Here is a 24,919-nt window from a genome sequence, read left to right on the forward strand (position 1 = left end):
AAGGTTATCCACAGGCGAGAACCGTAACTGGCAAGGGTTACAGAGGGCTGTGGATGACTTTGTGGATAAACACTATATGTAGGTAATGTTTACAGGATAGGCACTATATATTGAAATTGCGTAGGGGTGTTTGCACTTTTATCGCTGCAAAATTGATGTAGAGCAAAGAAATTCCTCCCTAGTAGATAAATCGAACTTGAACAAAATTTAATCAGATTGGGCGTAAGGTCTGTGAAGGCTTGCGGTGCGTGGTCTGGCGGCTTATCGGAAATTTTTTATGGGCAGTGAGAGTAAAAGTACAGAAGTATCTGAAATGCTAGGTGGCGTTTTTCGGCATTCGTAGTAAAGCGTGACGGTGACTACAGAATGCCGATAAAGGTGTACGCGTTACTGTTGGCTATCAGGGAAGGGGGGAAGCTGACGGAAGGTGTTCAGTAGCCCCTCCGACCAGGCTTTACGGATCGTGGTGAAATAGGCGTTGTTTTCAGTAACGCGTTGCTGTTCACCGCTGTCAAAACTGCCGGTGCGGTAAATCATCACATCCAGCGGCAGACCAACCGACAGGTTGCTGCGCAGGGTCGAGTCGATAGAAATCAGCGCACAGCATATGGCTTGCTCCAGTGGTGTATCCATCGTCAACACGCGATCGATGATCGGTTTGCCGTACTTACTCTCGCCGATCTGGAAATAGGGCGTATCCGGCGTGGCCTCAATGAAGTTGCCCTCAGGGTAAATATGAAACAGCCGATGTGTTTCACCGCTAATCTGTCCACCTATCAGTAGGTTACAACCGAAATTGGTATTACTGCCGCTCTGCTGCGCGCTGCTATCGCGGTGAATCACTTCCCGCACGGTTTCCCCGAGGAGCATCGCGGCGTCATACATGGAGCTGACCTGCATGAGATTGGGCGTATGCTGCGCATCAATGCGGGCGCTGAGCAGGCTGATGATGCTTTGCGTTGTCGCCAGGTTTCCTGCGCATTGGATCACTAACACGCGTTCATCACCATGCTGAAAAACATAGAGTTTTTTGAACGTTGCAATGTGATCGACGCCCGCATTAGTGCGGGAATCGGAAGCAAAAACCAGGCCGTCAGACAGACACATGGCGACACAGTACGTCATAAAGTACCTTTTCGTTAAAAATTTTACTGTTGCTGCTGTACCTGCTGTTGTCGTTCAAACAAGCGGACTTCAGCTTCTGAAAACATCTCTTCGCATCCGCCTCCCAGCCGCGTACCGCGTACCGGGCAGGCATCCATATAATCCATCCCCACGGCCAGCCACAGATGCTGATGGAGCTGGCGGGTGCTGTTGGTTATATCGAACCCCCGCCAGTACCCGTTTAGCCACACTTCCGCCCAGGCGTGCATGGCGACATGTTGGGTGTCCTGACTGTACACATAGCCGCTGACATAGCGTGCTGGAATACTCAGACTACGGCAGCAAGCTAGAAACACATGCGTGTGATCCTGACAAACGCCTTTCTGCATGGCAAACGCGGCGGCGGCAGTATCCTGCACCTGCGTTGCACCGGGAGTATACGGCATTTTCAGTTGTAACTCCGCCATCAGCGTATTCAGGCTCTCTTCCACGGCATCCGGGCGATAATAACGTTGCGCAAACGCCCGAATATCGTTGTCGGCTTCGGTCAGCGGCGTCATGCGTAAAAAAACCAGCGGCGATAGGCCGTCCTGTACGCCCGGATTATCTCCTTCGTCGCTGTCGATGATATCGACGACGCCTTCTGCATGAATCGTAATGTCATGATGTGGATGGTCGAGCGTCAGTACATGCAAGACATTACCATATGCATCGGTGGTTTGAACCGCTGAGGCGGGCAGCGTCAGTTTCCATTCATGTATTTTCTGATGCGCGGAGTTTTGCGGCGTCAGGCGCAGGTACTGGGTGCTGAACTTCACTTCTTCATCATAGCGGTAGTGAGTGAGGTGGTTGATGGTGAGTTTCATAGCGCCTCCAGATAGGTATGACGGATGCTGTCTGCCAGTTCATTGATTTTTATTATGAAATTATTGAGGTAGGTGGGTAAATCCTGAGCCAGAACATCGTCCAGCGTACTGAAGCGTAGCTCGACGTGTAGCAGGTGGGCGAGCCGATGCGGCACTTTGGCACGTTGGCTACCGATGGCTTCCAATTGAAGTACCAGATCGCCGACGCAGGCGTGCAGCGAGCGTGGTACGTCCTCGCGTAAGACCAGCAGCTCAGTGACGGTTTCCGGGCTGATTGGCTGGCGATAGATGCTGTGGTAGGCCTCGCGCGCGCTCACGGCACGCAGCAGGGTATCCAGACGATAATATTCGCGTACGGGATCGGGGTCGTTATGGAGTTGTTGGTGTTTAACATTCAACAACTGTGCAGTCGCACAAGCGCGCTCAATCAGCGTGCCTATGCGGATAAAGCACTGGGCATCATTGCGCAGCAGGGTGCCGAACATCGCGCCACGAAACAGATGAGAGCGCTCTTTTACCCAGTCAAAAAATTCATTAATACCGATGTTATCTACACCCTGATGTCGCAGATTACGAATGTCGATGCGGGTGGTGTTAATACATTCCCAGACCTCGGAGGAAAGGCTGCCGCGCACGGCGTGTGCATTGTTCCATGCCATTTCGATACAGTTGTAGATGCTGCTTGGGTTCTCGCTGTCTAGCGCGAAGAAATTCAGCAGGTTGTTCATGGAAAAGTGGGCGTAGCGTTGCTGAAATAATTCATGAGTCATCGTCAGATTCAGCGGCAACGCCAGATCGTGCTGCTGCTGGCTGTGGCGCGGCATCATCGAGAGTTTGTAGGTGACATCCAGTACGCGGGCGAGGCTCTCTGCCCGCTCCAGATAGCGAGCCATCCAATACAGTTCACTGGCAGTACGGCTTAGCATGATTCGTCCTCCTCCATGACCCAGGTGTCTTTGGTGCCGCCGCCCTGTGAGGAGTTGACGACCAGAGAACCTTCCGTGAGTGCGACGCGCGTAAGGCCGCCGGGAACCAGTCGGATTTCCTCACCGGACAGGGCAAACGGGCGCAGATCGATATGTCGGGGAGCCAAACCATCGTCGATAAACGTTGGGCAGGTGGAGAGCGCTAATGTTTCCTGACCGATATAGTTGTGCGGGTGCGCGAGTAAACGCTGGCGGAACATCTCGATTTCCTGACGTGTCGCCCGCGGGCCGACCAGCATACCGTAACCACCTGCACCGTGAACTTCCTTCACCACCATGCTATCCAGATGGTCGAGCACATAGCGCAGATCTTTGGGGTTGCGACACTGCCAGGTGGGAATGTTGTGAAGAATCGGTTCTTCAGATAGGTAGAAACGGATCATCTCCGGTACATAGGGATAGATCGATTTATCGTCGGCGACACCGGTGCCGACAGCATTCGCCAGTACGACGCCGCCCGCACGATACACGGACAACAGGCCGGGCACGCCGAGCATCGAATCCGCACGAAACGCTAGCGGATCGAGGAAGGCATCGTCCACGCGGCGATAAATTACATCTACCTGACACGGGCCTTCCGTGGTGCGCATATATACCGCCCCTTCTTTCACGAACAAGTCCGCACTTTCTACCAGTTCGACGCCCATTTGCTGTGCCAGAAAGCTGTGTTCAAAGTAGGCGCTGTTGAAACGGCCCGGTGTCATCACGACCACGGTAGGGTCATCAACCTGCGTGCTTTCGCGCAGGGTCTGTAGCAGATAGCTGGGATAGCGTTCAACAGGGGCGATGTGCTGGCTGGCAAATAAATCCGGGTAGAGCCGCATCATCATTTTGCGGTTTTCCAGCATGTAGGAGACGCCCGATGGAGTGCGCAGGTTGTCTTCCAGCACGTAATAATGACCGTCGCTGTTACGCACCATATCGATCCCGGTGATGTGGGCGTAAATGTTGTTGTGCAGGTTCACACCCTGCATACAGGGTTGATATTGCTCATTCGCCAGCACCTGTTCGCTGGGGATAATACCGGCCTTGAGTATGTGTTGCTGATGGTAAATATCGTAGAGAAACGCGTTTAGAGCCTGTACCCGCTGACGGATGCCGCGATCGAGCAACTGCCATTCGTGGGCAGGAATAATGCGCGGCACGCTATCGAAAGGTATTAAGCGCTCGGTGCCCCCTTCCTCGCCATAAACGTTAAACGTAATACCCACGCGGTGAAACAGCAGTTCCGCCTGCTCCTTCTTCTGCTTAATGGCCTGCTGGTCGGTTTGCTGGAGCCATTGCCAATAGGAATTGTAGTGTTGACGTTGTTTGCCTTGCGACGAGAGCATCTCGTCGTAATAAGGCGCAGATGGAAGTTTCATTTTTATCATTGTCATCCCCAGGCATCACGCTTAATAGCGATAATAGGACAATGCATAAAATGCGCCATTTTGGAAAAAGCGTGATGTAGTCAGGATGGTGCCCGGTTTTTTCCTCTAATTGGTGCGTAGCAAGGCGAGTTTGCACTGAGGGGGGAGAATAAAGGCGCTGGAAATCAGCAAGACGCAACCATAATGGTGCGTCTTGATAAGGGGACGATCAATGATGGTGCTTAGCGGCGAACGGCAATCGCTTCGATTTCGATCTTCACGTCTTTCGGCAAGCGTGCGACTTCAACGCAAGAGCGAGCCGGGAATGGTGCGCCGTGTTCGTTGAAGAACGCTTCATACGCGGTATTCACAAGGGTGAAGTCATGCAGGTCTTTCACGAATACGGTGGTTTTCACGATATCGGAAACTTTCAGGCCAGCGGCTTCGACAATGGCCTGAACGTTTTCCAGTGACTGGCGTGTCTGGGCGGTGATGTTGTCAGCGACCAGGCCGCTTTTCGGGTTTACCGGAATCTGGCCGGAAGTGATGATCATGCTGCCAAGATCGACGCCCTGAACATAAGGGCCGATAGCGGCAGGGGCGTGCTCAGTGCTGATAGTGCGTGACATGGTATCTCCTTGATGGGGGCGTAAAAGGAACGCAGACGCAGCCATTATTCAAAAAAGCCCCGTGACAGGCAATGTCCATTACGGGGCAAAGCAGAAAACTAGCTATCTTGCAGCACAGCCTGACGCTCAAATTCTTTCTCACAGTACTTACATTTCAGGTGAACGTCACCATCGCGCTGCTTAACGCTGAATGACGACGAAACCGGTTCGCTGCGACTGATGCAGTTACTGTTCGGGCAGATGAGCACACCGGTAATGTGATCAGGCAGCGTCGGCACCAGCTTGCGCACCACGTCATACCCATCGATCTGATTGACGGTAGCCTGCGGCGCATAGATTGCCAACTGATTCGCCTGCTGCTCGGTCAGAAATATGTTCTCGATCTTGATCAGATCTTTGCGCCCAAGGTGGTTGGATGGCAAATTCAGGCCGATGGTGATGCGCTGGTCAGTTGCGGTCAGTTTAAACAGCGTCAGCAGCTTAAAACCCACCTGTGCGGGAATGTGGTCGATCACCGTGCCACGTTTGATCGCTTCAACCTGTAATTTATTATCGTGTGTCATGATGGTTTCTTCCTCTTACAGAACCAGTTCGCGATTCAGGACCAGCGCCAGCAGTGCCTGACGGGCGTAAATACCGTTGCCCGCCTGTTGGAAATAATAGGCATAGGGCGTGGTATCCACATCAATGGTGATCTCATCGACGCGCGGCAGCGGGTGCAGCACTTTCAAATTCGGGCGGGCGTTGTCCAAGTCGGCAGCACGCAGGACAAACTGGGATTTGATGTTGATGTATTCGGACGGATCCAGACGCTCTTTCTGGACGCGCGTCATGTACAGAATATCCAGCTCACCCACGACTTCGTCGATGCTGTTGTGCAGGCTGTAAGCAATGTTCTTCTCTTTCAGCATGCTCAGAATGTAGTCCGGCATGGCCAACGCGTCTGGAGCGATGAAGTAGAAGCGGTTGCCTTCGAACTTCGCCAGCGCCTGCGTGAGTGAATGCACGGTACGGCCATATTTCAAATCACCGACCATCGCGATGTTGATGTTGTTCAGTCGGCCTTGCGTTTCCTGAATGGTGAACAGATCGAGCAGCGTTTGCGTCGGGTGCTGGTTCGCACCATCACCCGCGTTCAGCACGGGAATACCGCCGGAAAACTCGGTAGCAAGGCGGGACGCGCCTTCCTGTGGATGACGCATCACGATGGCATCAACATATTGGCTGATGACGGAGATTGTGTCGGCCAGCGTTTCGCCCTTTTTCCCCAGCGAGGTGTTGTTGCTGTCGGCGAAACCGACGACGGATGCTCCTAAGCGATGCATCGCGGTTTCAAAGGATAAACGCGTCCGTGTGGAGGCTTCGAAGAAGCAGCTGGCAATCACTTTATGTTTTAACAGCTCAGGCTGGGGCTTGGCTTTCAGACTGGCAGCGACATTCAGCGCCAGTTCCAAATCTTCCCGGCTGAGATCGTTAATCGAAATGATATGTTTTTGATAGAGCGGATTGACCATGTTGTCTTTCTCCTAACGAGTAAACAGGAAATGTCGTATCTGGCTGCCCGAACGGTGGGCAAAAAAAAGCCCCTCATTGAGGGGCTTTCTTAATTGATCGATTGAGCGACGGAAAGGAAAACGCTGTCTGGCTGCCAGATGGCAGTTGTGGTTGAGAACCAACATAAGCAGCGGATTTTTTGGTGTAACGGTGCATGACCCCTCCCGGCAAACTGTCGGGAATTATACGCGCCGATTAGGCTATTTCAAGCAGAAAACGTGGTTTTTTACGCATCGCAATCGGTTGCTTAGCGAATGCACTATGCATGACAGTCGTAGACGGGAGAAGTGCGGTTAAGAAGAGTGATGAGCAGTTCACTGTTTCGGATTAACGCGCTGGCGGGTGCCACATTTGGAGAGTATAAGGATTATAAAACAGGGTTTCATTTTTTATATCAACGAGGTTTTTATGATTACTGGCAATGTCCACCACCTTGACTTGGTTCCTTATCTTCCAGCCAAACTGCGTGAAGCGATTGAATACGTGAAGCAAAACATCACGGCAGACACGCCGTTGGGTAAGCATGATATCGAGGGCAATAGCGTGTTTGTGCTGATCTCCAACGACAGCACGGACCTGCTGGAAAAACGTCGTGCCGAATATCACGCCAAGTATCTGGACATTCAGATTGTGTTGTCCGGTGTGGAAGGGATGACGTTCAGCAACCTGCCTGCGGGCAAGCCAGATACTGATTGGTTGGCGGATAAAGATATTGCTTTTCTGCCTGCAGGCGAACAGGAAAAGCTGTTTGTGATGCAGGAAGGGGATTTTGTCGTCTTCTTCCCAGGAGAAGTGCACAAGCCGCTGTGTGCCGTTGGTGAACCCGCGCACGTGCGCAAAGCTGTGGTGAAAATCGACGCGTCGCTGGTGGTGTAAACCGGCAGAAAAATATCCCTCCCCACGCAGGGGAGGGAAGCAAACCTTAATCCTGCGCCAGCGTGGCGACCATCACCGCTTTGATGGTGTGCATGCGGTTTTCCGCCTGATCGAACACGATACTGTGCGCGGATTCAAAGACTTCGTCAGTGACTTCCATTCCACCGTGCAGACCATACTGTTCCGCCATTTGCTGACCCATGGTTGTCTGGTCATCATGGAACGCAGGCAGGCAGTGCAGGAACTTCACCTGCGGATTGCCCGTTGCAGCGATCATCGCCATGTTCACCTGATACGGTTTCAGCAGCGCGATACGCTCTTTCCAAGTCTCTTTAGGTTCTCCCATAGAAACCCAGACGTCAGTATAGATGAAATCCGCACCCGCAACGCCTGCGGCGATATCTTCCGTCAGCGTGATGCTGCCGCCAGTTTGTTTTGCCGCCGCCTGACACTCAGCCACCAGACCGGCATCCGGCCAGCAGGCTTTTGGCGCAACAAGACGTAAATCCAACCCGGTCAGCGCCGCCGCTTCCAGCATGGTGTTACCCATATTGTTGCGCGCATCGCCGACGTAGACGAGCGTCATATCTGACAGCGCTTTACCCGGTAAATACTCCTGCATTGTCAGCAAATCTGCCAGCAACTGCGTGGGATGGAATTCATTTGTCAGCCCATTCCAAACTGGAACGCCCGCATATTGCGCCAGCGTCTCGACAATTTGCTGGCCGTAGCCGCGATACTGAATGCCGTCGTACATTCTTCCCAGTACGCGCGCGGTATCTTTGATGGATTCTTTATGACCGATTTGGCTGCCGCTCGGGCCGAGATAGGTCACTTGCGCGCCCTGATCGTATGCAGCAACTTCGAAAGAGCAGCGAGTACGAGTCGAATCTTTTTCGAAGATGAGTGCGATGTTCTTACCTTGCAGGCGGCGGGTTTCAATCCCGTTTTTTTTATCAGCCTTCAGTTTCGTTGACAGGGCTAAAAGATGGGCAATTTCTGCGGGCGTAAAATCCATTAACCTTAAAAAATGACGCTTATAGAACGGTTGCATGATGTACTTCTCCATGTGATCCAATAGCATTGATTGAATTAAAATTCACTTTATATGTGTAATTATTCAAATTCAAGTGGTGATATCAAACTTTGTGGTGGAGCAAGCCGCAGGGCTGTGGGACAATAAGTAATATTACGTCGATTAATGAGGACTGAGGCATGGCAAACCGCGAATTACTGGAAGAGCAACGGGAAGAGACACGCCTGATCATCGAAGAACTGCTGGATGATGGCAGCGATCCTGACGCGCTCTATACCATTGAACACCATTTCTCTGCTGAGAAGTTTGAAGTGTTGGAAAAAGTCGCTGTAGAAGCCTTCAAGCTGGGCTATGAAATGACGGATGCAGAAGAACTGGAAGTAGAAGAGGGCGTGTTGCTGATGTGCTGCGATGCTATCAGTGAAGTGGCGCTGAAGGCGGAACTGATCGACGCACAGGTAGAACAGCTGCTGGCGCTGGCAGAACGCCACGGTGTGCATTACGACGGTTGGGGCACCTACTTCGAAGACCCAGATGGTGAAGGCGAAGAAGAAGGCGATGATGAAGATTTTTATGATGAAGATGATGACGGCAAACGCCACTAATCATTGAGCTTGAACCCAGCCTCACTGAACGCCGCAGGAATACCCTGCGGCGTTTTTTTGGTTTTTTTACTTGATTGTCATGCCGATAGCTTAAGCGTGGGTTTAGGGGAAACACGGTGATGAGGTTCCCGTAGGGACACCTCGCACCGTGGTCGCCCCGGTATCTCGAACCTGAAACAATCGATACTACTTTTACAGCACCTTCAGCATCGTCACTTCACAATCGGTATGGCCCGTGTTGCCCATTGAATGGGGAATAGGATCGAAGCCCAGAGACTCATACAGCCGAATCGCGCTGGTCAGGTGGCCGGTTGTTTCCAGATAGCAACGGCGAAAGCCATGCTGACGAGCAAAATCAAGTGCCTGTATCGCTAACTGACGTGCTAGCCCTTTGCCTCGTACGACGGGTAGGAAATACATTTTCTGTAATTCACACACATCCTCTTCGCCCGCGACCAGTGGCGCAATACCGCCGCCTCCAACTATGTGGCCCTCATATTCAACCACCCAATAGGCGCTTTTCGGCTGGCTATACAGAGCAAACAACGCGTCCAGATTGGGATCGGAAACGGTATAGCCTTTGTCGGCCGTCAAACCAAATTCGGCAGAAACTTGGCGGATGACCTGAGCGATAGCGGCATCATCCTGCGCGGTGATTGGGCGTACCTGAAGATTGGCGGAGGTCGCGGTTGTCATAATACGTACTCTTGTTCTTACGGTTGACGAGGGTAATGATCTTGGCCGATTGTAATACCATTACAGACCACATTGATGCAACGTCTATACCCGTCATACTTCATGTTGCCTCCGTGTTGGTTTCTCTATTCCTTGTAATTCATAAGTATATGAATTTGTTTAATTGCTGTTAACTTTTATTGTTGTCATTAACAGGACATGCTTAAATGAGCCGCTTTTTGTATGCCAATAACGTATCGAATAATACGTTTTATACTCCAAATAATTCGAGTTGCAGGAAGGCGGCAAGAGAGGGAGTCCCGATGAGCTTACTCAGGTAAGTGATTCGGGTGAGTGAACGCAGCCAACGCACATGCAGCTTGAAGTATTACGAGTATATGAGGCTTATTTCTTTTAGGATTAAAGGGTTATGACAATCAATACTTCAGAAAATAGCACGCAGCATCGCGTGCAGTTTCACGGTAAGGCTGGGGAATATTTTGCAATTTGGCTGGTGAATGCGTTATTAACGGTCATCACTCTGGGTATTTATTCTGCCTGGGCCACCGTGCGCCGCCGCCGTTATTTTTATGGTAATACGGAAATTAACGGTGATCGTTTTGATTACCACGCGCAGCCTATTCAGATCCTTAAAGGACGCTTGCTGGTTATCGGCAGCCTTATTCTGTTTTATATCGTAATGATGGTGTCACCTACGCTGGGGACGATTCTCGCGTTGGCATTTGCGGCACTTATTCCGGTTCTGGTGATCCGCAACTGGCGCTATGACGCCATTATGTCCAGCTACCGTGGCATCCGTTTTAATTATCATTGCCAGACGGGCCGTGCATATTGGGTATTATTGCTTTGCCCTATCCTGCTGTTGCTGGCTTTTTATATCGCTCTGGTTGTTGTTGTCATGATCGGTATGCAGAGCAATAGCCCCATTCTGATTGGGTTCATTGCGCTGGCAATTGCTATTCCAGGGTTTGCTGCGGTAAATGGCATCATGAAAATGATGCAGCTCGATTTCTATGTGAATAACCTATTCTTCGGCAAAACAGCATTTAAAGCAGAATTGACGAAAGCGGTGTTTATTAAGTTCTCCCTGATTAGCCTGCTGATTTTTGTTCCTTTCCTGATCGCGGCGCTGTCATTCATGAGCTCGTTCTTTTTCACGTTGTTCCAAACGATGATGATGGGCGGTGGAAATGAAGAACTTGTACTAATGATGCTGCTGAGCAATGTCTTTAATTTTATTATGATGATCATTGTGACGTTGCTGGGCGTGCTGGTTTCCAGCAGCTATCTGGTCGTCGCACAGCGCAATTATCTGTTTAACCAGACGTCGCTGAACGGTGGGGTGAAACTGCACTCTTCCATGCAAACGATGTCTTACATGGGGCTGCTGATAACCAATAGCCTGATCACTATTTTCTCTTTGGGTTGGGCAGCTCCGGTGGCAGAGATTCGTCATGCACGCTATCTCGCGAATGCAACTGCGGTTGAAGGCGATCTGGCACTGCTGCACGTTCAGGCACACCAAGACACAGCAAACAGCGCACTGGCCGAAGAAGCGGTACAAGCCCTCGATTTGGGTGTTGGCCTTTAAGTTATAAGGCAGGAATATGAATATTGAGGGGCATTATCAATACCCCGGATTGGCGGCCCGCGTGGCCGCTTCTCTTCATTTAACGGACAACGGTTCGACGATGGTGCTGAACACCGGATCATCGAACACGACATTTGCGTTGGAGCAGGTCACGGTTTCCGATGCGCTGGGCTCCATTCCTCTGACGCTAACATTTCCTGACGGCGGCCGTTTTGTGCCTGCCGACGATCCCACCTTTCGCGCGTGGTATTCTGCGCGGCGTCGACCGGGGCTTGTCCATCGCCTGGAACGCCATAAGCGTGGCGTCATTCTCACGCTATTTGCCACGATTTTGATAGTCATAAACTACGTTTACGTGGTGCTGCCTTGGGCGAGTTCCACGCTGGCGCTACGCATTCCTACCGCTATCGAACAGCAACTGGGACAAAATACGCTGAAGCTATTGCGGCACAGTGATTTTAAGCCTTCCAAGCTGCCTATTGAACGCCAGCAAGAGATGCAAACTCTGTTTCAACAGGTTATGCCTGCTGACATGCGGGAAGATAAAACGCCGTTGCGTCTGGAGATCATGTCTGCGCCTATCGGGCCGAATGCCTTTATGCTGGCAGATGGCACCTTAATTATCAGCGACGATCTGGTGACGCTGGCGAAAAGTGATAATGAGTTGGCCGCGGTGATGCTGCATGAAATGGGGCACCACGCCTATCGCCACCCAATGCGCATGGTGGTGCGTTCATCGCTGGTGTCGCTGACGTTCATGTGGATGACGGGAGATGTCAGTGGAATCGGAGATACCGTGTTGCAGTCTGCCGCCTTCATCAACGAGATGCAGTTTTCCCGTGATATGGAGAGGGAAGCGGACACATGGGCAATAGCAGAAATGCAGCAGCAGGGACGTTCACTTCAGTCAATGCAGGCAATGTATCAGGCCTTGATCGCTAAAGACCGCAGTCAGGATGAAATTGATTCGCTGGATTTACCTGACTGGCTGAGTACGCACCCAGATATGGATGAGCGTCTGGAAACGATTGAAAGAGAGATGAATAAGCACTAATCCCCAACTCTTGATTCTCAACCCCGAATTAACCCCTGTCTGATGTCGATAGTGCGCGAATATAGCGGCGCACTATCGGCTTTCTTGTTAGGTATATGAACGAAAAATCCTCGTTTTTTGCTGATTTTACGAACGTTAATTTGAGGCGGAAAGGATGAGTAGCGTAGTCAGACGATTAACGGGAATGCGTTAAATATCATCCTATTAAAAACTTCTTGTAGAATCTCTCGCGATAAATAAAAAAATCAGAGAATAATCTCTTTTTATTATTAGTCCGCTTATGTTTATTGGGATTTTTCCTAATAGACATTAAAATCGCGGCTTCACGGCTTCATGATTACCGAAGAGTTATTTATGATTAATCGAATTCTATCAGGTGTGGTGGGCGCATTTCTGTTAATGCTGTCACTATTAACGCATGCACAGAGCAATTTTCCAGAGCCCAAAGAAGGCGACTGGATCGCGCCAGAATTTATCTTCAACAGCGGCGAAAAATTAAAAGATCTGCGAATTCACTATTACACCATCGGTGATAAAACCAAGCCCGCCGTGTTATTACTGCATGGAACGAACCAGCCGATTAAAGCGCTGTTGGCAAATGGCTTTGGCGGAGAGCTGTTCGGGCCGGGTCAGGCACTGGATAGCAGTAAATATTTTATTATCATGCCGGAAAGCATTGGTTCTGGAAAATCGTCCAAACCATCAGACGGCTTACGGATGAAATTCCCACAGTACGATTATAACGATATGGTGCAGGCACAATATCGCTTAATCAAAGAAGGGCTGGGGATTAATCACCTGAGCCTGGTGATGGGATATTCCATGGGCGGTATGCAAACCTGGCTCTGGGGTGAAAAATACCCAGATATGATGGATGCGCTGGTGCCAATGGCGTCGCTGCCGAATGAACTGTCTGGTCGTAATTGGATGATGCGTCGCATCTTGATTGAATCCATCAAGAACGATCCTGTGTGGAATCACGGTGATTATACTCAGCAGCCACCAACGTTAAAAACAGCCAACATTATGTTTAGCATTGCCACCACTGGCGGCACGCTGGCGTATCAGAGCAAAGCGCCGACGCGTGCTCAGGCGGACAAGTTGGTAGAAGATCGCCTCGCGGTGCCTTCAACCAGCGATGCCAATGACTTTATTTATCTCTGGGGCTCATCTGCAAATTATAACGCTGCGCTGGAATTGAATAAAATTAAGGCTCCTGTTCTGGTAATTAACTCTGCGGATGATGAGCGTAATCCTGTTGAAACAGGCATCCTGGAGAATGAGCTTAAGAAAATTAAGCAGGCAACATTATTCCTTATTCCCGCCAGTAAAGATACCAGCGGGCATGGCACTATGATGTCGGCGAAATTTTATAAAGATGAGCTGCAACGTTTCTTAGACAAGAATCAGGCTCAGAAAAAGAATAAAAAATAAATCTTAATGACCGCCAGAAAGCTAATTTTCTGTCGGTCATTATCCTCTTTATATATTTCTTTATTTTATTACGACGGATTTATTTCAGGTTGTGGGGATGAACACGTCTGGAAATTGAAATATAACGACTATTACGTAAACAACTGAACGGCTCCGCTGCAGAACTGGCGCTCACCCTTTCTTATTTTCAGACCACAGGGATAATTTATGTTTCGTAAGATAAAGATCCGTACTGCACTCAGCATGATGGTGTTCTCGTTAGCGGCGTTACTGCTTTTTGTCGGCGTTTTAGGGCTGATTGCGGTTCAGTCAGGGAACAAATCATTTGCTCGCGTCGATATGGAAGTGCTGCCAGGGTTGGTTGCGCTGAATGACAGCTCCGAACTGCTGTTGCGTGGTCGGTTGGATTTACGTCTGTACGAATCATTAATGGGAAAAGGGGACCTCGAGGCGGCTAAAGTCGCGCTGGGACGCGCCAGAGGCAAGGTCGACGGCGCTAGCGAAAAATGGCAGGAATACCTGAAATACCCGCAGTACGAAGAGGAAAAAGCCATTTCTTCGGACATGGCTGAGAAGCGCAATGCGCTGATGCAGGACTTTATCGATCCGGCATTTGCGGCACTTAACGCAGGGAACTTGGACGAATATCGCCAGCGTGCTGGAAAATCGACGGTGCTGTACGCCGCGTTTGATAAATCCTCTAAAGCGCTGGTTGCCTTCAAGCTGAAGAGCATTGATGAAGCCTATGCGGATTCAAATGGGCGTGTGGAACTGATGGAAACCATTCTATACGTTGCGATTGCCTGTGCGTTGCTGCTGGCGGCACTGGCCTGGTCTGTGATGACCAACATGATCGTGAAACCGCTTAATCAGGCTATTTCTGTCTTTGACCGCATTGCTGAAGGCGACCTGCGTGCGCAGATTGATAGCAGCGGGAAAAATGAAATCGCTCACCTGTTTGCCGCCGTTCAGCGCATGCGTGACGGGCTGGAAAATATGGTGCGCGTGGTGCGTAACGGAACCGATGCAATCAGCGTTGGGGTAGAAGAAATCGCATCCGGTAACATCGATCTTTCCAGCCGTACCGAGCAGCAGGCAGCCTCATTGGATGAAACCGCCTCAAGCATGGAACAGATCATGTCGACGGTGAAAAATAACGAAGACAACACACGCAAGGCGAATCAACTGGCGCAGAAGGCCTCTGATTCCGCGTCTCGCGGCGGGAATGTTGTCTCCGAAGTGGTTGATACCATGCGTTCTATTAAGATGAGTTCTGCCAAGATCTCCGACATTGTTGGTGTGATCGACGGCATTGCTTTCCAAACCAACCTGCTGGCGCTGAACGCTGCGGTGGAATCTGCGCGTGCAGGTCAGTACGGTAAAGGTTTTGCGGTGGTTGCCTCTGAAGTACGGATGCTGGCTGCGCGTAGCGCGACCGCAGCGAAAGAGATCGGCACGATGATTGATGCTTCTCTCAGCCGTATTGAAAAGGGTGCCGGCCTGGTTGAAGTGGCCGGTAACACCATGGACGAAGTGCTGATGGATGTGAAGAAGGTCGTCGATATCATGGATGAAATCACGTTGGCTTCCAGCGAGCAGAGTCGAGGCATTTCGCAGATTAATATCGCTATTAATCAGATGGATGGCGTGACTCAGCAGAATGCGTCATTAGTAGCAGAAGTGGCGACCTCAGCAAATGCGCTTCAGGAACAGGTTATTAACCTGCAACAGTCTGTTTCCCGTTTCCAGATCGCAAGAGAAAATAGGGAAATGGACAACGTGTTGCCCGGCTTACGTCAGAACATTACGCTGGCTGATGCCCGCTAATCGTTAAACGACCACCGTCTGTTTTTATTTGCCTGTATCAGAAAAGAAAACAGACGGTAATCCTCAAAACCACAACATGATGCGATATACCCGTCATACTTCAAGTTACATGTGTGTTGGCTGCGTTCACTCACCCGAATCACTTACCTGAGTAAGCTCATCGGGATTCCTTCCCTTGCCGCCTGCCTGAAACTCGAATTATTTAGGGTATAGATATTCCAACGCGAGATCCTATCTGAACGCCACACTCCCCGTTAGTTTCCCCTCTGCCTTGTCAATTTGAGATAAGAACGAATAAGACAGTTCTCATTCCTAATATTTTTATCTGATATGAAAATGTAACTAATTATTTGCATCTTTAGGTTTATCTATCATGACAAGGATTGTTCTATTTTATTTTTTATCATTAAAAATCAATAAAATAAAACCAATTACATTGGTGATTACCCTATTAATTCGTTCGCTATTCTTCGCGCTGCCTTTACCTTTCTTTGCAGTCATAGCGAATGCCGCGACATCAGCCGAGCTGCAACAGCTCGATCAGCGTCAGATCAACCAGCAGCAAATTAATCAGCAGGAACGGCAGCGTGCGCAAGAGCGACAGCTTTCACCTCAGGCACCGGATGTGCGTCTACAGGAGCCGGGGGCGTTTCTGACGCGGCTGCATTTTCCCGTGGAGATGACACCCTGCTTTCCCATCAAAAAGGTGGAATTACAGGGAACTGAGGATTTCCCCGGCTGGCTACCGTTGCAGCGGCTGGCCGATCAGGCGGTGAGCCAATGTTTGGGCGGTAAAGGCATTAACTTGTTAATGAGCGCGTTGCAAAACCGTCTGGTGAATCACGGCTATGTGACCGCACGCGTACTCGCACCCGCTCAGGATCTGAAAAGCGGTACGCTGAAGCTGGTGGTAATGGCTGGCAAGGTCGGCAAAATAACGCTGTCGCCGGACAGTGACCGTTATGTTCAGCTCTACAGCGCTATGCCTGCACGTGAAAGTGAACTGCTCGATTTGCGCGATATTGAGCAAGGGCTGGAGAATTTGCAGCGTGTGCCGACTGCGCAGGCTGATATGCAACTGGTTCCGGGAGAGAAACCGGGCGAAAGCGATATCGTCGTTGGCTATAAACAAGCAAAGCACTGGCGACTCGGTGCGACGCTGGACGATTCCGGCAACAAAAGCACAGGGCGCTATCAGGGTGGTTTGACGCTTTTCCTTGATAACCCCTTTTCACTCAGCGACACGTTCTATCTTTATGGCGGCCACGATCTGCAAGGTCGTGGCAGTAAAGGCAGCAAGAGCTATGTTGCCCATTATTCGGTGCCTTTTGGTTACTGGCAGGCCGGGATGACCGCCAGCGGTTATGACTATCACCAGACGATCGCCGGATTAAATGAAAACTATACCTATAGCGGCGAAAACGAGAGCCTCAATTTCCAGCTCAGTCGAGTATTGCATCGTAGCGGTAGCCAGAAGACGTCGGTGAGCTATGAGGTCATGACGCGCGAATCACGCAACTTTGTCAATGATACCGAGGTTGAGGTGCAGCGGCGTAAAACAGCGGGATGGCGTCTGGGTTTACAGCATCGTCACTATATTTCCCAAGCCACGCTGGATGCTGCTGTTAGCTATCAACGTGGTACTCGCTGGTTCGGTGCGCAGCCCGTTCCGGAAGAAACCAATGATGAAGGAACCGGGCTATCAAAAATCATTCAGTTCTCTTCCGAGCTGGATGTTCCGTTCGCCGTGTTTGACGAAGCTTTCCGCTACAACGTGCAATACCGCCGTCAGCTTGCGAACACCCGCCTGACTGCACAGGATCAGTTCTCCATTGGTAACCGCTGGACGGTCCGCGGCTTTGACGGCGAGCTCACGCTCAGCGCCGACGACGGCTGGCTGGTTCGTAATGAACTTGCCTGGCGCACGCCGCTTCAGAATCAGGAACTGTATCTGGGTGTGGATTACGGCGAGATCAGTAACAACAGCAAAGAAATGCTGGTTGGTAACCATTTGGCAGGTGGCGTAATCGGGGTGCGTGGCAACGTATTGAACACCGGCTATGACCTGTTTGCGGGCATTCCGCTTTCCAAGCCTGATGGCTTTGAAACTAGCCCGGCCGTCTTCGGCTTTAGCCTGAACTGGCAGTACTAAAGCATTCGTTGGAATGTGCCAGTCGTGAACCTGTTTGTTGAAAAATTTCTTTCTTTGAATGGATAACAAGAATGAATAAGCACCTGTATCGCATCGTTTTTAATCGCGCTCGCGGCGTTTTGATGGTGGTCTCTGAACTTTGCCGCGGCTGCGCCAAAGATTCCGTTCCGTCCAGCCTTGGGCCAACGCTGAGCCAGATAACAGGGCGACTTTCCCCGCTGACGTTCCTGCTACTGGGCGTGATGGGGTTTGTTACGCTTGCGCCTGTGGCACAGGCGAACATTGTGGCGGATGGCAACGCGCCCGGTAACCAGAAACCTACCGTATTACAAACTGCAAACGGGACGCCGCAGGTCAATATTCAAACGCCAAGTGCAGGCGGCGTATCGCGCAATGTCTACAGCCAGTTCGATGTGAATCAGCAGGGTGCCATCCTCAATAACTCGCGTAATCAGGTGCAAACGCAGCAAGGCGGCTGGGTTGCGGGTAACCCGTGGCTGGCTAAAGGCGAAGCGAAGATCATTCTGAACGAAGTGAATTCACGCGATCCCAGCAAATTAAACGGGTATATCGAAGTCGCAGGGAAAAAAGCGCAGGTCGTCATTGCCAACCCGTCGGGTATCACCTGTGATGGCTGTGGTTTCATCAATGCTAACCGCGCGACGCTGACGACCGGCAAGGCGATGATGGAAAACGGCCAGCTTAAGGGCTATCAGGTTGAGAAAGGCACTATTCGCGTTCAGGGGGCGGGGATGGACTCCAGCCGTCAGGATTATACCGACCTGATTGCACAGACTGTAGAGATCAACGCCGGGCTGTGGGCGAACGACCTGAAGGTGACGGCAGGACGTAATACTGTCGATGCCGAACAGCAGAACATCGAGAAAGCAGCGACGACTTCAGCGTCAACGGAACGCGCTGAGCCGAAGCTGGCAGTGGACGTGGCGCAACTCGGCGGTATGTATGCGGGCAAGATCCAGCTCATTGGTACGGAGCAAGGCGTTGGGGTACGCAATGCGGGTGCGATTGGCGCACAGGCGGGAAGCGTGACGATCTCTGCCGATGGCCGCATTGAAAACAGCGGCAGCATTAATGCCTCGCAGGATGTACAACTGGCGGGGCGTGAGCTGGATAATAGCGGTAAGGTTTACGCCCAGCGTGATGTGGGCGTCAGCACTCAGCAACAGACGGCTAACCGCGGCGTACTGGCGGCACAGCGCGATGCGACGGTGAAAGCAGCAAATATCACCAACCAGAAAGGCGCAGTACTGGGGGCGGGAATCAACAGCGACGGCTCGGTGGCGCAAACTGGCAATCTCTCTCTAACGGCCAGCCAGCGTGCAGATGCCAACGGCCAGCAACTCGCGGGTGGGGCGCTGACGATGGCTGCGGCAGAGGTGAATACCGATGGCGGCCAGACGCAGGCGACCGATGTTACGCTCAACGCCACCACCGGATCGGTTTCCAGCCGTAAAGCGAAAGTCAGTGCGGATAACCACCTTAAGGTGACGGCGGCGAAAGCCGTCAATAACGCCGAAGGCACGCTCATCGCCGGGAAAAAACTGGATGTGCAAGCCGATAGCCTGAGCGGCGACGGTCAACTGTTGTCGCTGGGTGACATGTCGCTCACCGCCGTACAGCACTTCGACAACCAGAGCGATGTGATTGCAAACGGTAAACTCGATCTCACCGTGGTGGGTGATGTTACCAACCGCCAAAAAATCCAGTCTGGTAGTGAACTGACGCTGACGGCAGCACGTCTCGATAATCAGGCCAGTGGTGAAATCAGTAGCCAAAAGACGCAATTGGTACTGTCGGATGCGTTAACCAACCGCGGCCTAATCGATGGGGGGATAACCCGTATTGATGCGGGCACGCTAAACAATATCGGCAGCGGTCGCGTCTATGGGGACTGGATCAGCCTGCAAGCACAGACGCTGAACAATGTGAACGAAGCAGGTATCGGGGCAACGATCGCCGCACGTCAGCGTCTGGATCTAGGCGTCGGCACGCTCAATAATCGTCAACACGGCCTGATTTACAGCGATGGCGTGATGGCGTTGGGACGTAATCTGGATGCAGAAGGCAGGGCGACAGGTCAGGCTGAGGCGATCAATAACCACGGCGCTACCATTGAGTCTATCGGCGATATGGCGCTATCTGCCCGCCAGATTCATAACGTTAACGATAATTTGGTGACGGAAATCGTTACCAGCGCGACCCGAGTCGATGAAGCCGTACTGCGTGGACATACTACCCGCTACAACTGGAGCGATATTTGGCTGACAGACAATAAATATGGCGTGAACACTGCGCATATGCCGGATGGGTACGCTGACGATAATTTCTATCGCTATACCTACACCCGCACGGTAAACGAAACGCGAGTGAAAGAGAGCGATCCGGGGCAGATCCTGTCTGGCGGTAATTTGTATCTGACGGCGGCGCGGATGACCAACAACGACAGCCGGGTAATTGCGGCAGGTCTATTGATTGACGGTGTGAAGGAACTGAGCAATCTTGCGACGCCGGGCGAACGTACCACCACCGATCGGGGACGTCAGGAGCGCTGGTATGCCAAGAAGAAAAAGAACTGGCGCGGGGTAACAAAAACCTCACAGGGTATTGACGGCAATAACTATGCGCCAACTGCTCAAGTCGAAACGATCGATCTAAAAGTGCACGACTGGCGTAGCCAGGCTGCATTCGACGGATCGGGTTATGCGGTGACGGCGCTGCGTGCAGGTAACGTTGGTCAGAATGTGGGTACGCCGACGGTGACGCTCCCGGGCAGTAGTTTATTTACGCTGCAACCTGCTGCAGAGAGCCACTATCTGGTGGAAACGGATGCACGTTTTACCAATCAGAAGCAGTGGCTTAGCTCTGATTATATGCTGCAAGCCTTCAGTATCGAAGGGCAAGATAAACGACTGGGCGATGGCTTCTACGAACAGCGTGAAGTACGTGAGCAGATCGCACAATTAACCGGACAACGCTATCTGGCGGGTTATAACAGCGATGAGGCTCAGTACAAGGCATTGATGGATGCGGGTATCGCATTTGGTCATCAGTTCTCGCTGACACCGGGGGTGGTACTGACACCAGAGCAGATGGCATTGCTCACCACTGACATGGTCTGGATGGTGAGAAAATCGGTGACCTTGCCAGATGGTTCCTCGCAGACGGTGCTCGTCCCACAGGTCTACTCCAAAGTCCGCTCGAATGAACAAATCGGTGCGGGTAGCCTATTGGCAGGGAATACGATCTCTGTTGGGCTGGCTGGCGGCATGCTGAACAGCGGACGTATTGCCGCGCGCGATACTCTGTTTATCTCGTCTGATGCGTTGGACAATCAGGGCGGCTCTCTGCTGGGTAAACAGGTTCAGCTACAGGTTCGTAACGATCTGAATAACGTCGGTGGCGTCATTCAGGCAGAAGACAAATTGACCGCACTGGCGGGCGGCAATATCAACAGTACCAGCACATTGAGTGGCGGTGAGGATAACCGCATTCTGGATCGCGTCGCGGGCATGTACGTTCAGAATGATAAAGGTGAACTGACGCTGGCGGCGGGCAAGGACATCAACTTGATCGGTAGCCAGGTGATTAACTCGGGCGCGGACAGCTCCACGCTGATCAGCGCGGGGAACAACTTGAACCTAGCGACGCTGACGACCACGGAAACGCTGAATAGCGACTGGGACGGCAATAATTATCGCCATTATCAGGCACGCGAAGATATCGGTAGCGACATTGTCGCCAATGGCCAGATAGCATTACGTGCGGGACAAAATCTGAATGCGACTGCGGCGTCTGTTACCGCGCAGCAGGGGCTACAAGTTCAAGCGGGCAATGACATTAACCTGGCCAGCGGTGAGTCATCCTACACGTTGACGGAACACAGCAAGCAAAGCAGTCGCGGTTTGCTCTCCGCACAGTCCAGCGAACGCCATGACAGTATTCAGCATCAATCGGCAGTGGGCAGTTCGTTCAGCGGCGAGACGGTGGCGATCGGTGCTGGCAATAATGTGCAGATCGCGGGTAGCTCCGTTGCGGGTACGCAGGATGTCGGTATTACCGCCGGACGCGATATTACCGTGACCACGGCGCAAGAGAATCATCAGGAAACACATTTAAAGGAAGAGAAAAAATCTGGCCTGATGGGTAGCGGCGGCATCGGATTTACCATCGGTCAGGCTAGCCAAAAGAGCACGACCGATACCGATGGCATGAGTGAGAAAGCCAGCATCATAGGCAGTGAAAAAGGCAACACGACGCTGCTGGCGGGTAATCAACTGACCGTGAAAGGTAGCGACGTAGTGGCCGGACAGGATGTGGCACTGCAAGGTAAGACGATAGACGTGACGGCAGCGGAGAACAGTCAGACGCAACGGCAGACCTATGAACAGAAGCAGAGTGGGTTAACGCTGGCGCTGAGTGGCACGGTTGGCGGTATGGTGAATACGGCGGTACAAACGGCGCAGACGGCTAAAGAGACGGAGGATGGCCGCCTTCAAGCTTTACAGGGTGTGAAAGCGACGCTCAGCGGCGTACAAGCGGGGCAAGCTGCGTATCTGGCGGCGCTGAAAGGTAAAGACGATCCCACAAATAACAATGTCGTGGGCGTCAGCGTCTCGCTGGGAAGCCAGTCATCGAAATCCGAGCAAACGGTGGAGCAGCGCACCGCACAAGGTAGTAGCCTGAACGCGGGTAGAAACCTGTCTCTGACCGCAACGGGTGATGATATTCGCGTGCAGGGAAGCGAGCTGCGCGCGGGTCAGGATGTGGCGCTGGATGCGGCACGTGATATCCAGCTATTGTCCGCACAGAACAGTCAGCACACGGAAGGGAGCAACAAGAGCAAAGGTGGCAGCATTGGCCTGAGCCTTGGTGTTGGCAGCGGTGGCTTTAGCCTGAGCGTGAATGCCAGCATGAATAAAGCGAAAGGCAGTGAACTGGGTGAAGGACTTAGCCACACTGAAACGCTGCTGGACGCGGGGCGTCAGGTACGGCTAAACAGCGGCCGCGATACCACATTGCAGGGTGCACAGGTCAGCGGGCAACAGATCACGGCACGCGTTGGGCGGGACTTGCTGTTGCGCAGTGAGCAGGACAGCGACGTCTACGACAGCAAACAGCAGAGCATGAGTGCAGGCGTCAGCATTCCGATTTATGGTGCGGGAACCGCGTCAGCCAATTTCAGCATGAGCAAGGACAAAATGCACAGCGACTATCGCAGTGTGCAGGAGCAGACTGGGCTGTTTGCCGGGCAGGGTGGCTACGATGTGCAGGTGGGCAACCAGACGCAGCTTGATGGCGCGGTGATTGGCTCCACGGCAGAGGCCGCGAAAAACCGATTAGACACCGGGACGCTGGGCTTTAGTGACATTGAGAACCGAGCGGAATTTGAGACCTCGCACAGCGGTGTCGGTATCAGCACCGGTGGGCCAGTTGGCATGCAGATGCTGAGTAATCTGGCATCCAACTCGCTGATAAGCGGAAATAATGACGGTAATGCGGCGAGCACCACGCGTGCGGCGGTCAGCAATGGGCAACTGGTTATCCGTGACGAAGCCAACCAGCGTCAGGATGTCGCACAGCTGAGTAACGATGTTGAACATGCAAACCAAACGCTGAGCCCGATTTTTGACAAAGAGAAAGAGCAGAAGCGTCTGCAACAAATGCAGGTGATTGCAGAAATCAGCAGTCAGGTGATAGATATTGCCGGTACGCACGGGGCAATCATTGCGACGAAAGCTGCGAAAGCGGAGGCCGACGCGAAGACTGCTGGTCTCTCTGATGCTGACAGGAAGATGGCGAGAGACGCCTTTGCGAAAGGGGACAAGCCAAACCTGAACCCGACCGATGCCGAGATTCAGAAATACGTTTATCAAACGACGTATGACAAAGCCTATACTCAGGCATTGAACAGTTCTGGTTTTGGCACCGGTGGAGCCATTCGTCAGGGCATCATGGCGGTCTCGGCAGCGGTGCAGGGACTGGCGGGTGGTAACGTTGCGCAGGCGATAGCGGGTGCAGCGGCCCCGTATTTGGCGGCAGAAATCAAGAAAGCGACGACGGATGCAAATGATAACGTCAATATTGTCGCCAATGCGGTAGCGCACGCTGTGCTGGGCGGGATTGTGGCGGAAGCCAGCGGCAACAGTGCGCTAGCGGGTGCTGCCGGTGCCGCGACGGGTGAGCTGGCGGCGCGTGTTATTGCTGACAGGTTATATCCGGGTAAAGCCATCTCGGAAATGACCGAAAGCGAAAAACAGACGGTCACGACGCTTTCGCTTCTGGCTGGCGGTCTTGCAGCCGGCACAGTGGGTGACTCAACCACCAACGCGGTAGCAGGTGCGCAGGCAAGTCAGAATGCGGTGGAGAATAACTTCCTGAGTACGGATGAGAACCGTCAACGCTTAAGTGAAATGTCATCCTGTGGCAGTGATAGTGCCTGTAAAGACGGGGTGACGGAGAAGTTCAAGAAAATCTCCGATGAACAAATCAAGAGTGTTGAAAATTGCTCCAGCGTTGATGTTTGTGTTGTAAAAGCCAAAGAAATGGCGGAGTTGCAGGCAGATTATGGTCAGCGAATTGAGGAACTGGGGGAAAAACTTCGGGCCAATGGCCACTTGAGTGGTGCAGATCTTGAGGAGTGGACTTATCTGCACATTGTGACGCCTGCTCTGGAAGCTGGACGTATAAAGGCGATACATAACGCACAAGCAGTGGGCGGTTCGGATGAGGCGTCACAGCTTGCTATTAATACGATTGCTCAAGCAGGGGCGACAAGTGCGGCAGGGATTATTGGAGGAACAAGTAAGGCTGGACATAACACTGGAAATGGAACTTCTCAAGTAACTACTAAGAACGTAGATCCAAGCATTCTAATTAGTAGGCAAAATAAAAATGAAATGTCGGGCTCACAAGTAAAACGTCTTGTAAAAGATATGAAAGCGAATGGCTTTGATATCAATGAACCTGTCGACGTTGCTATCGTAAATGGTAAAGCAATTATTATTGATGGCCATCATAGAGCTGAAGCAGCAGCAAAAGCCGGAATTAAAGATATACCAGTTAGAATACATGAAGTTACGAAAGAGCAAGGTGATCAACTTTTGCGTGAAGCCGCTGAAGCAAGGGTAAGGTATTGA

At 51.8% G+C, this 24,919-nt stretch carries 17 protein-coding genes; 8 read left to right on the forward strand and 9 right to left on the reverse strand.

The features are described 5' to 3' along the window. Positions 1-387 precede the first annotated feature (387 nt). The 7 genes from GZ59_RS01970 to pyrB all read right to left on the reverse strand — a co-directional run bounded on the left by GZ59_RS01970 (position 388) and on the right by pyrB (position 6,451). Positions 388-1,125, reverse strand: coding sequence for a proteasome-type protease (locus GZ59_RS01970; protein WP_011092006.1), 738 nt, complete (start codon positions 1,123-1,125; stop codon positions 388-390). A 23-nt stretch (positions 1,126-1,148) separates the two neighbouring features. After that, positions 1,149-1,970, reverse strand: a complete 822-nt coding sequence (locus GZ59_RS01975) for a transglutaminase family protein (RefSeq protein WP_011092007.1) — start codon at positions 1,968-1,970, stop codon at positions 1,149-1,151. Further along, entirely contained in the window at positions 1,967-2,896 is a 930-nt protein-coding gene (locus GZ59_RS01980) for an alpha-E domain-containing protein (RefSeq protein WP_011092008.1), read from the reverse strand. The genes GZ59_RS01975 and GZ59_RS01980 overlap by 4 nt, the downstream gene beginning before the upstream one ends. Continuing rightward, entirely contained in the window at positions 2,890-4,329 is a 1,440-nt protein-coding gene (locus GZ59_RS01985) for a circularly permuted type 2 ATP-grasp protein (protein ID WP_039289698.1), read from the reverse strand. The genes GZ59_RS01980 and GZ59_RS01985 overlap by 7 nt, the downstream gene beginning before the upstream one ends. A 221-nt stretch (positions 4,330-4,550) precedes the next feature. Beyond that, positions 4,551-4,937 carry a 2-iminobutanoate/2-iminopropanoate deaminase gene (gene ridA / locus GZ59_RS01990; RefSeq protein WP_011092010.1) on the reverse strand — a complete coding sequence of 129 codons (387 nt, stop codon included), beginning with the start codon at positions 4,935-4,937 and terminating at the stop codon, positions 4,551-4,553. A gap of 98 nt (positions 4,938-5,035) precedes the next feature. Further along, complete coding sequence (gene pyrI, locus GZ59_RS01995; RefSeq protein ID WP_011092011.1) at positions 5,036-5,500, reverse strand: aspartate carbamoyltransferase regulatory subunit; 465 nt, start codon at positions 5,498-5,500, stop codon at positions 5,036-5,038. 15 nt (positions 5,501-5,515) lie between these two features. Beyond that, the gene (pyrB, locus tag GZ59_RS02000) at positions 5,516-6,451 is read right to left on the reverse strand and encodes an aspartate carbamoyltransferase (protein WP_011092012.1); all 936 of its coding nucleotides are present in this window, start codon (positions 6,449-6,451) and stop codon (positions 5,516-5,518) included. A gap of 448 nt (positions 6,452-6,899) precedes the next feature. On the opposite strand from pyrB, the gene GZ59_RS02005 reads away from it, so the two are divergent. Next, on the forward strand, positions 6,900-7,367 hold the full coding sequence (locus tag GZ59_RS02005) for a NanQ anomerase/TabA/YiaL family protein (protein WP_011092013.1): 468 nt from the start codon (positions 6,900-6,902) through the stop codon (positions 7,365-7,367). A gap of 46 nt (positions 7,368-7,413) precedes the next feature. Here the strand turns inward: GZ59_RS02005 and argF are convergent, their stop codons facing one another. Next, the gene (argF, locus tag GZ59_RS02010) at positions 7,414-8,421 is read right to left on the reverse strand and encodes an ornithine carbamoyltransferase (RefSeq protein WP_011092014.1); all 1,008 of its coding nucleotides are present in this window, start codon (positions 8,419-8,421) and stop codon (positions 7,414-7,416) included. Positions 8,422-8,582: 161 nt separating this feature from the next. Here argF and rraB point away from each other — a divergent pair, with 161 nt between their 5' ends. Beyond that, positions 8,583-9,008, forward strand: coding sequence for a ribonuclease E inhibitor RraB (rraB, locus tag GZ59_RS02015; protein ID WP_011092015.1), 426 nt, complete (start codon positions 8,583-8,585; stop codon positions 9,006-9,008). Positions 9,009-9,200: 192 nt separating this feature from the next. Here rraB and GZ59_RS02020 read toward each other — a convergent pair whose 3' ends face one another. Continuing rightward, the gene (locus GZ59_RS02020; RefSeq protein ID WP_011092016.1) at positions 9,201-9,704 is read right to left on the reverse strand and encodes a GNAT family N-acetyltransferase; all 504 of its coding nucleotides are present in this window, start codon (positions 9,702-9,704) and stop codon (positions 9,201-9,203) included. 409 nt (positions 9,705-10,113) lie between these two features. On the opposite strand from GZ59_RS02020, the gene GZ59_RS02025 reads away from it, so the two are divergent. The 6 genes from GZ59_RS02025 to GZ59_RS02050 all read left to right on the forward strand — a co-directional run bounded on the left by GZ59_RS02025 (position 10,114) and on the right by GZ59_RS02050 (position 24,919). Continuing rightward, positions 10,114-11,295 carry a YjgN family protein gene (locus GZ59_RS02025; RefSeq protein WP_011092017.1) on the forward strand — a complete coding sequence of 394 codons (1,182 nt, stop codon included), beginning with the start codon at positions 10,114-10,116 and terminating at the stop codon, positions 11,293-11,295. A gap of 16 nt (positions 11,296-11,311) precedes the next feature. Beyond that, entirely contained in the window at positions 11,312-12,349 is a 1,038-nt protein-coding gene (locus tag GZ59_RS02030; RefSeq protein WP_011092018.1) for a M48 family metallopeptidase, read from the forward strand. Between the two features lie 354 nt (positions 12,350-12,703). Continuing rightward, positions 12,704-13,783, forward strand: a complete 1,080-nt coding sequence (locus GZ59_RS02035; protein WP_011092019.1) for an alpha/beta fold hydrolase — start codon at positions 12,704-12,706, stop codon at positions 13,781-13,783. Positions 13,784-13,990: 207 nt separating this feature from the next. Next, positions 13,991-15,610 carry a methyl-accepting chemotaxis protein gene (locus GZ59_RS02040; RefSeq protein ID WP_011092020.1) on the forward strand — a complete coding sequence of 540 codons (1,620 nt, stop codon included), beginning with the start codon at positions 13,991-13,993 and terminating at the stop codon, positions 15,608-15,610. 373 nt (positions 15,611-15,983) lie between these two features. Further along, positions 15,984-17,762, forward strand: coding sequence for a ShlB/FhaC/HecB family hemolysin secretion/activation protein (locus GZ59_RS02045; RefSeq protein ID WP_103791591.1), 1,779 nt, complete (start codon positions 15,984-15,986; stop codon positions 17,760-17,762). Between the two features lie 71 nt (positions 17,763-17,833). Beyond that, complete coding sequence (locus GZ59_RS02050) at positions 17,834-24,919, forward strand: hemagglutinin repeat-containing protein (RefSeq protein WP_039289703.1); 7,086 nt, start codon at positions 17,834-17,836, stop codon at positions 24,917-24,919.

Origin of the sequence: Pectobacterium atrosepticum (assembly GCF_000740965.1) — a bacterium.
GTDB lineage: Bacteria > Pseudomonadota > Gammaproteobacteria > Enterobacterales > Enterobacteriaceae > Pectobacterium > Pectobacterium atrosepticum.

Excerpts from the sequence above, each read along its gene's own strand:
- GZ59_RS01970 (WP_011092006.1), bottom strand. The coding sequence starts at position 1,125 with ATGACGTACTGTGTCGCCATGTGTCTGTCTGACGGCCTGGTTTTTGCT.
- GZ59_RS01975 (WP_011092007.1), bottom strand. The coding sequence starts at position 1,970 with ATGAAACTCACCATCAACCACCTCACTCACTACCGCTATGATGAAGAA.
- GZ59_RS01980 (WP_011092008.1), bottom strand. The coding sequence starts at position 2,896 with ATGCTAAGCCGTACTGCCAGTGAACTGTATTGGATGGCTCGCTATCTG.
- GZ59_RS01985 (WP_039289698.1), bottom strand. The coding sequence starts at position 4,329 with ATGATAAAAATGAAACTTCCATCTGCGCCTTATTACGACGAGATGCTC.
- ridA (WP_011092010.1), bottom strand. The coding sequence starts at position 4,937 with ATGTCACGCACTATCAGCACTGAGCACGCCCCTGCCGCTATCGGCCCT.
- pyrI (WP_011092011.1), bottom strand. The coding sequence starts at position 5,500 with ATGACACACGATAATAAATTACAGGTTGAAGCGATCAAACGTGGCACG.
- pyrB (WP_011092012.1), bottom strand. The coding sequence starts at position 6,451 with ATGGTCAATCCGCTCTATCAAAAACATATCATTTCGATTAACGATCTC.
- GZ59_RS02005 (WP_011092013.1), top strand. The coding sequence starts at position 6,900 with ATGATTACTGGCAATGTCCACCACCTTGACTTGGTTCCTTATCTTCCA.
- argF (WP_011092014.1), bottom strand. The coding sequence starts at position 8,421 with ATGCAACCGTTCTATAAGCGTCATTTTTTAAGGTTAATGGATTTTACG.
- rraB (WP_011092015.1), top strand. The coding sequence starts at position 8,583 with ATGGCAAACCGCGAATTACTGGAAGAGCAACGGGAAGAGACACGCCTG.
- GZ59_RS02020 (WP_011092016.1), bottom strand. The coding sequence starts at position 9,704 with ATGACAACCGCGACCTCCGCCAATCTTCAGGTACGCCCAATCACCGCG.
- GZ59_RS02025 (WP_011092017.1), top strand. The coding sequence starts at position 10,114 with ATGACAATCAATACTTCAGAAAATAGCACGCAGCATCGCGTGCAGTTT.
- GZ59_RS02030 (WP_011092018.1), top strand. The coding sequence starts at position 11,312 with ATGAATATTGAGGGGCATTATCAATACCCCGGATTGGCGGCCCGCGTG.
- GZ59_RS02035 (WP_011092019.1), top strand. The coding sequence starts at position 12,704 with ATGATTAATCGAATTCTATCAGGTGTGGTGGGCGCATTTCTGTTAATG.
- GZ59_RS02040 (WP_011092020.1), top strand. The coding sequence starts at position 13,991 with ATGTTTCGTAAGATAAAGATCCGTACTGCACTCAGCATGATGGTGTTC.
- GZ59_RS02045 (WP_103791591.1), top strand. The coding sequence starts at position 15,984 with ATGACAAGGATTGTTCTATTTTATTTTTTATCATTAAAAATCAATAAA.
- GZ59_RS02050 (WP_039289703.1), top strand. The coding sequence starts at position 17,834 with ATGAATAAGCACCTGTATCGCATCGTTTTTAATCGCGCTCGCGGCGTT.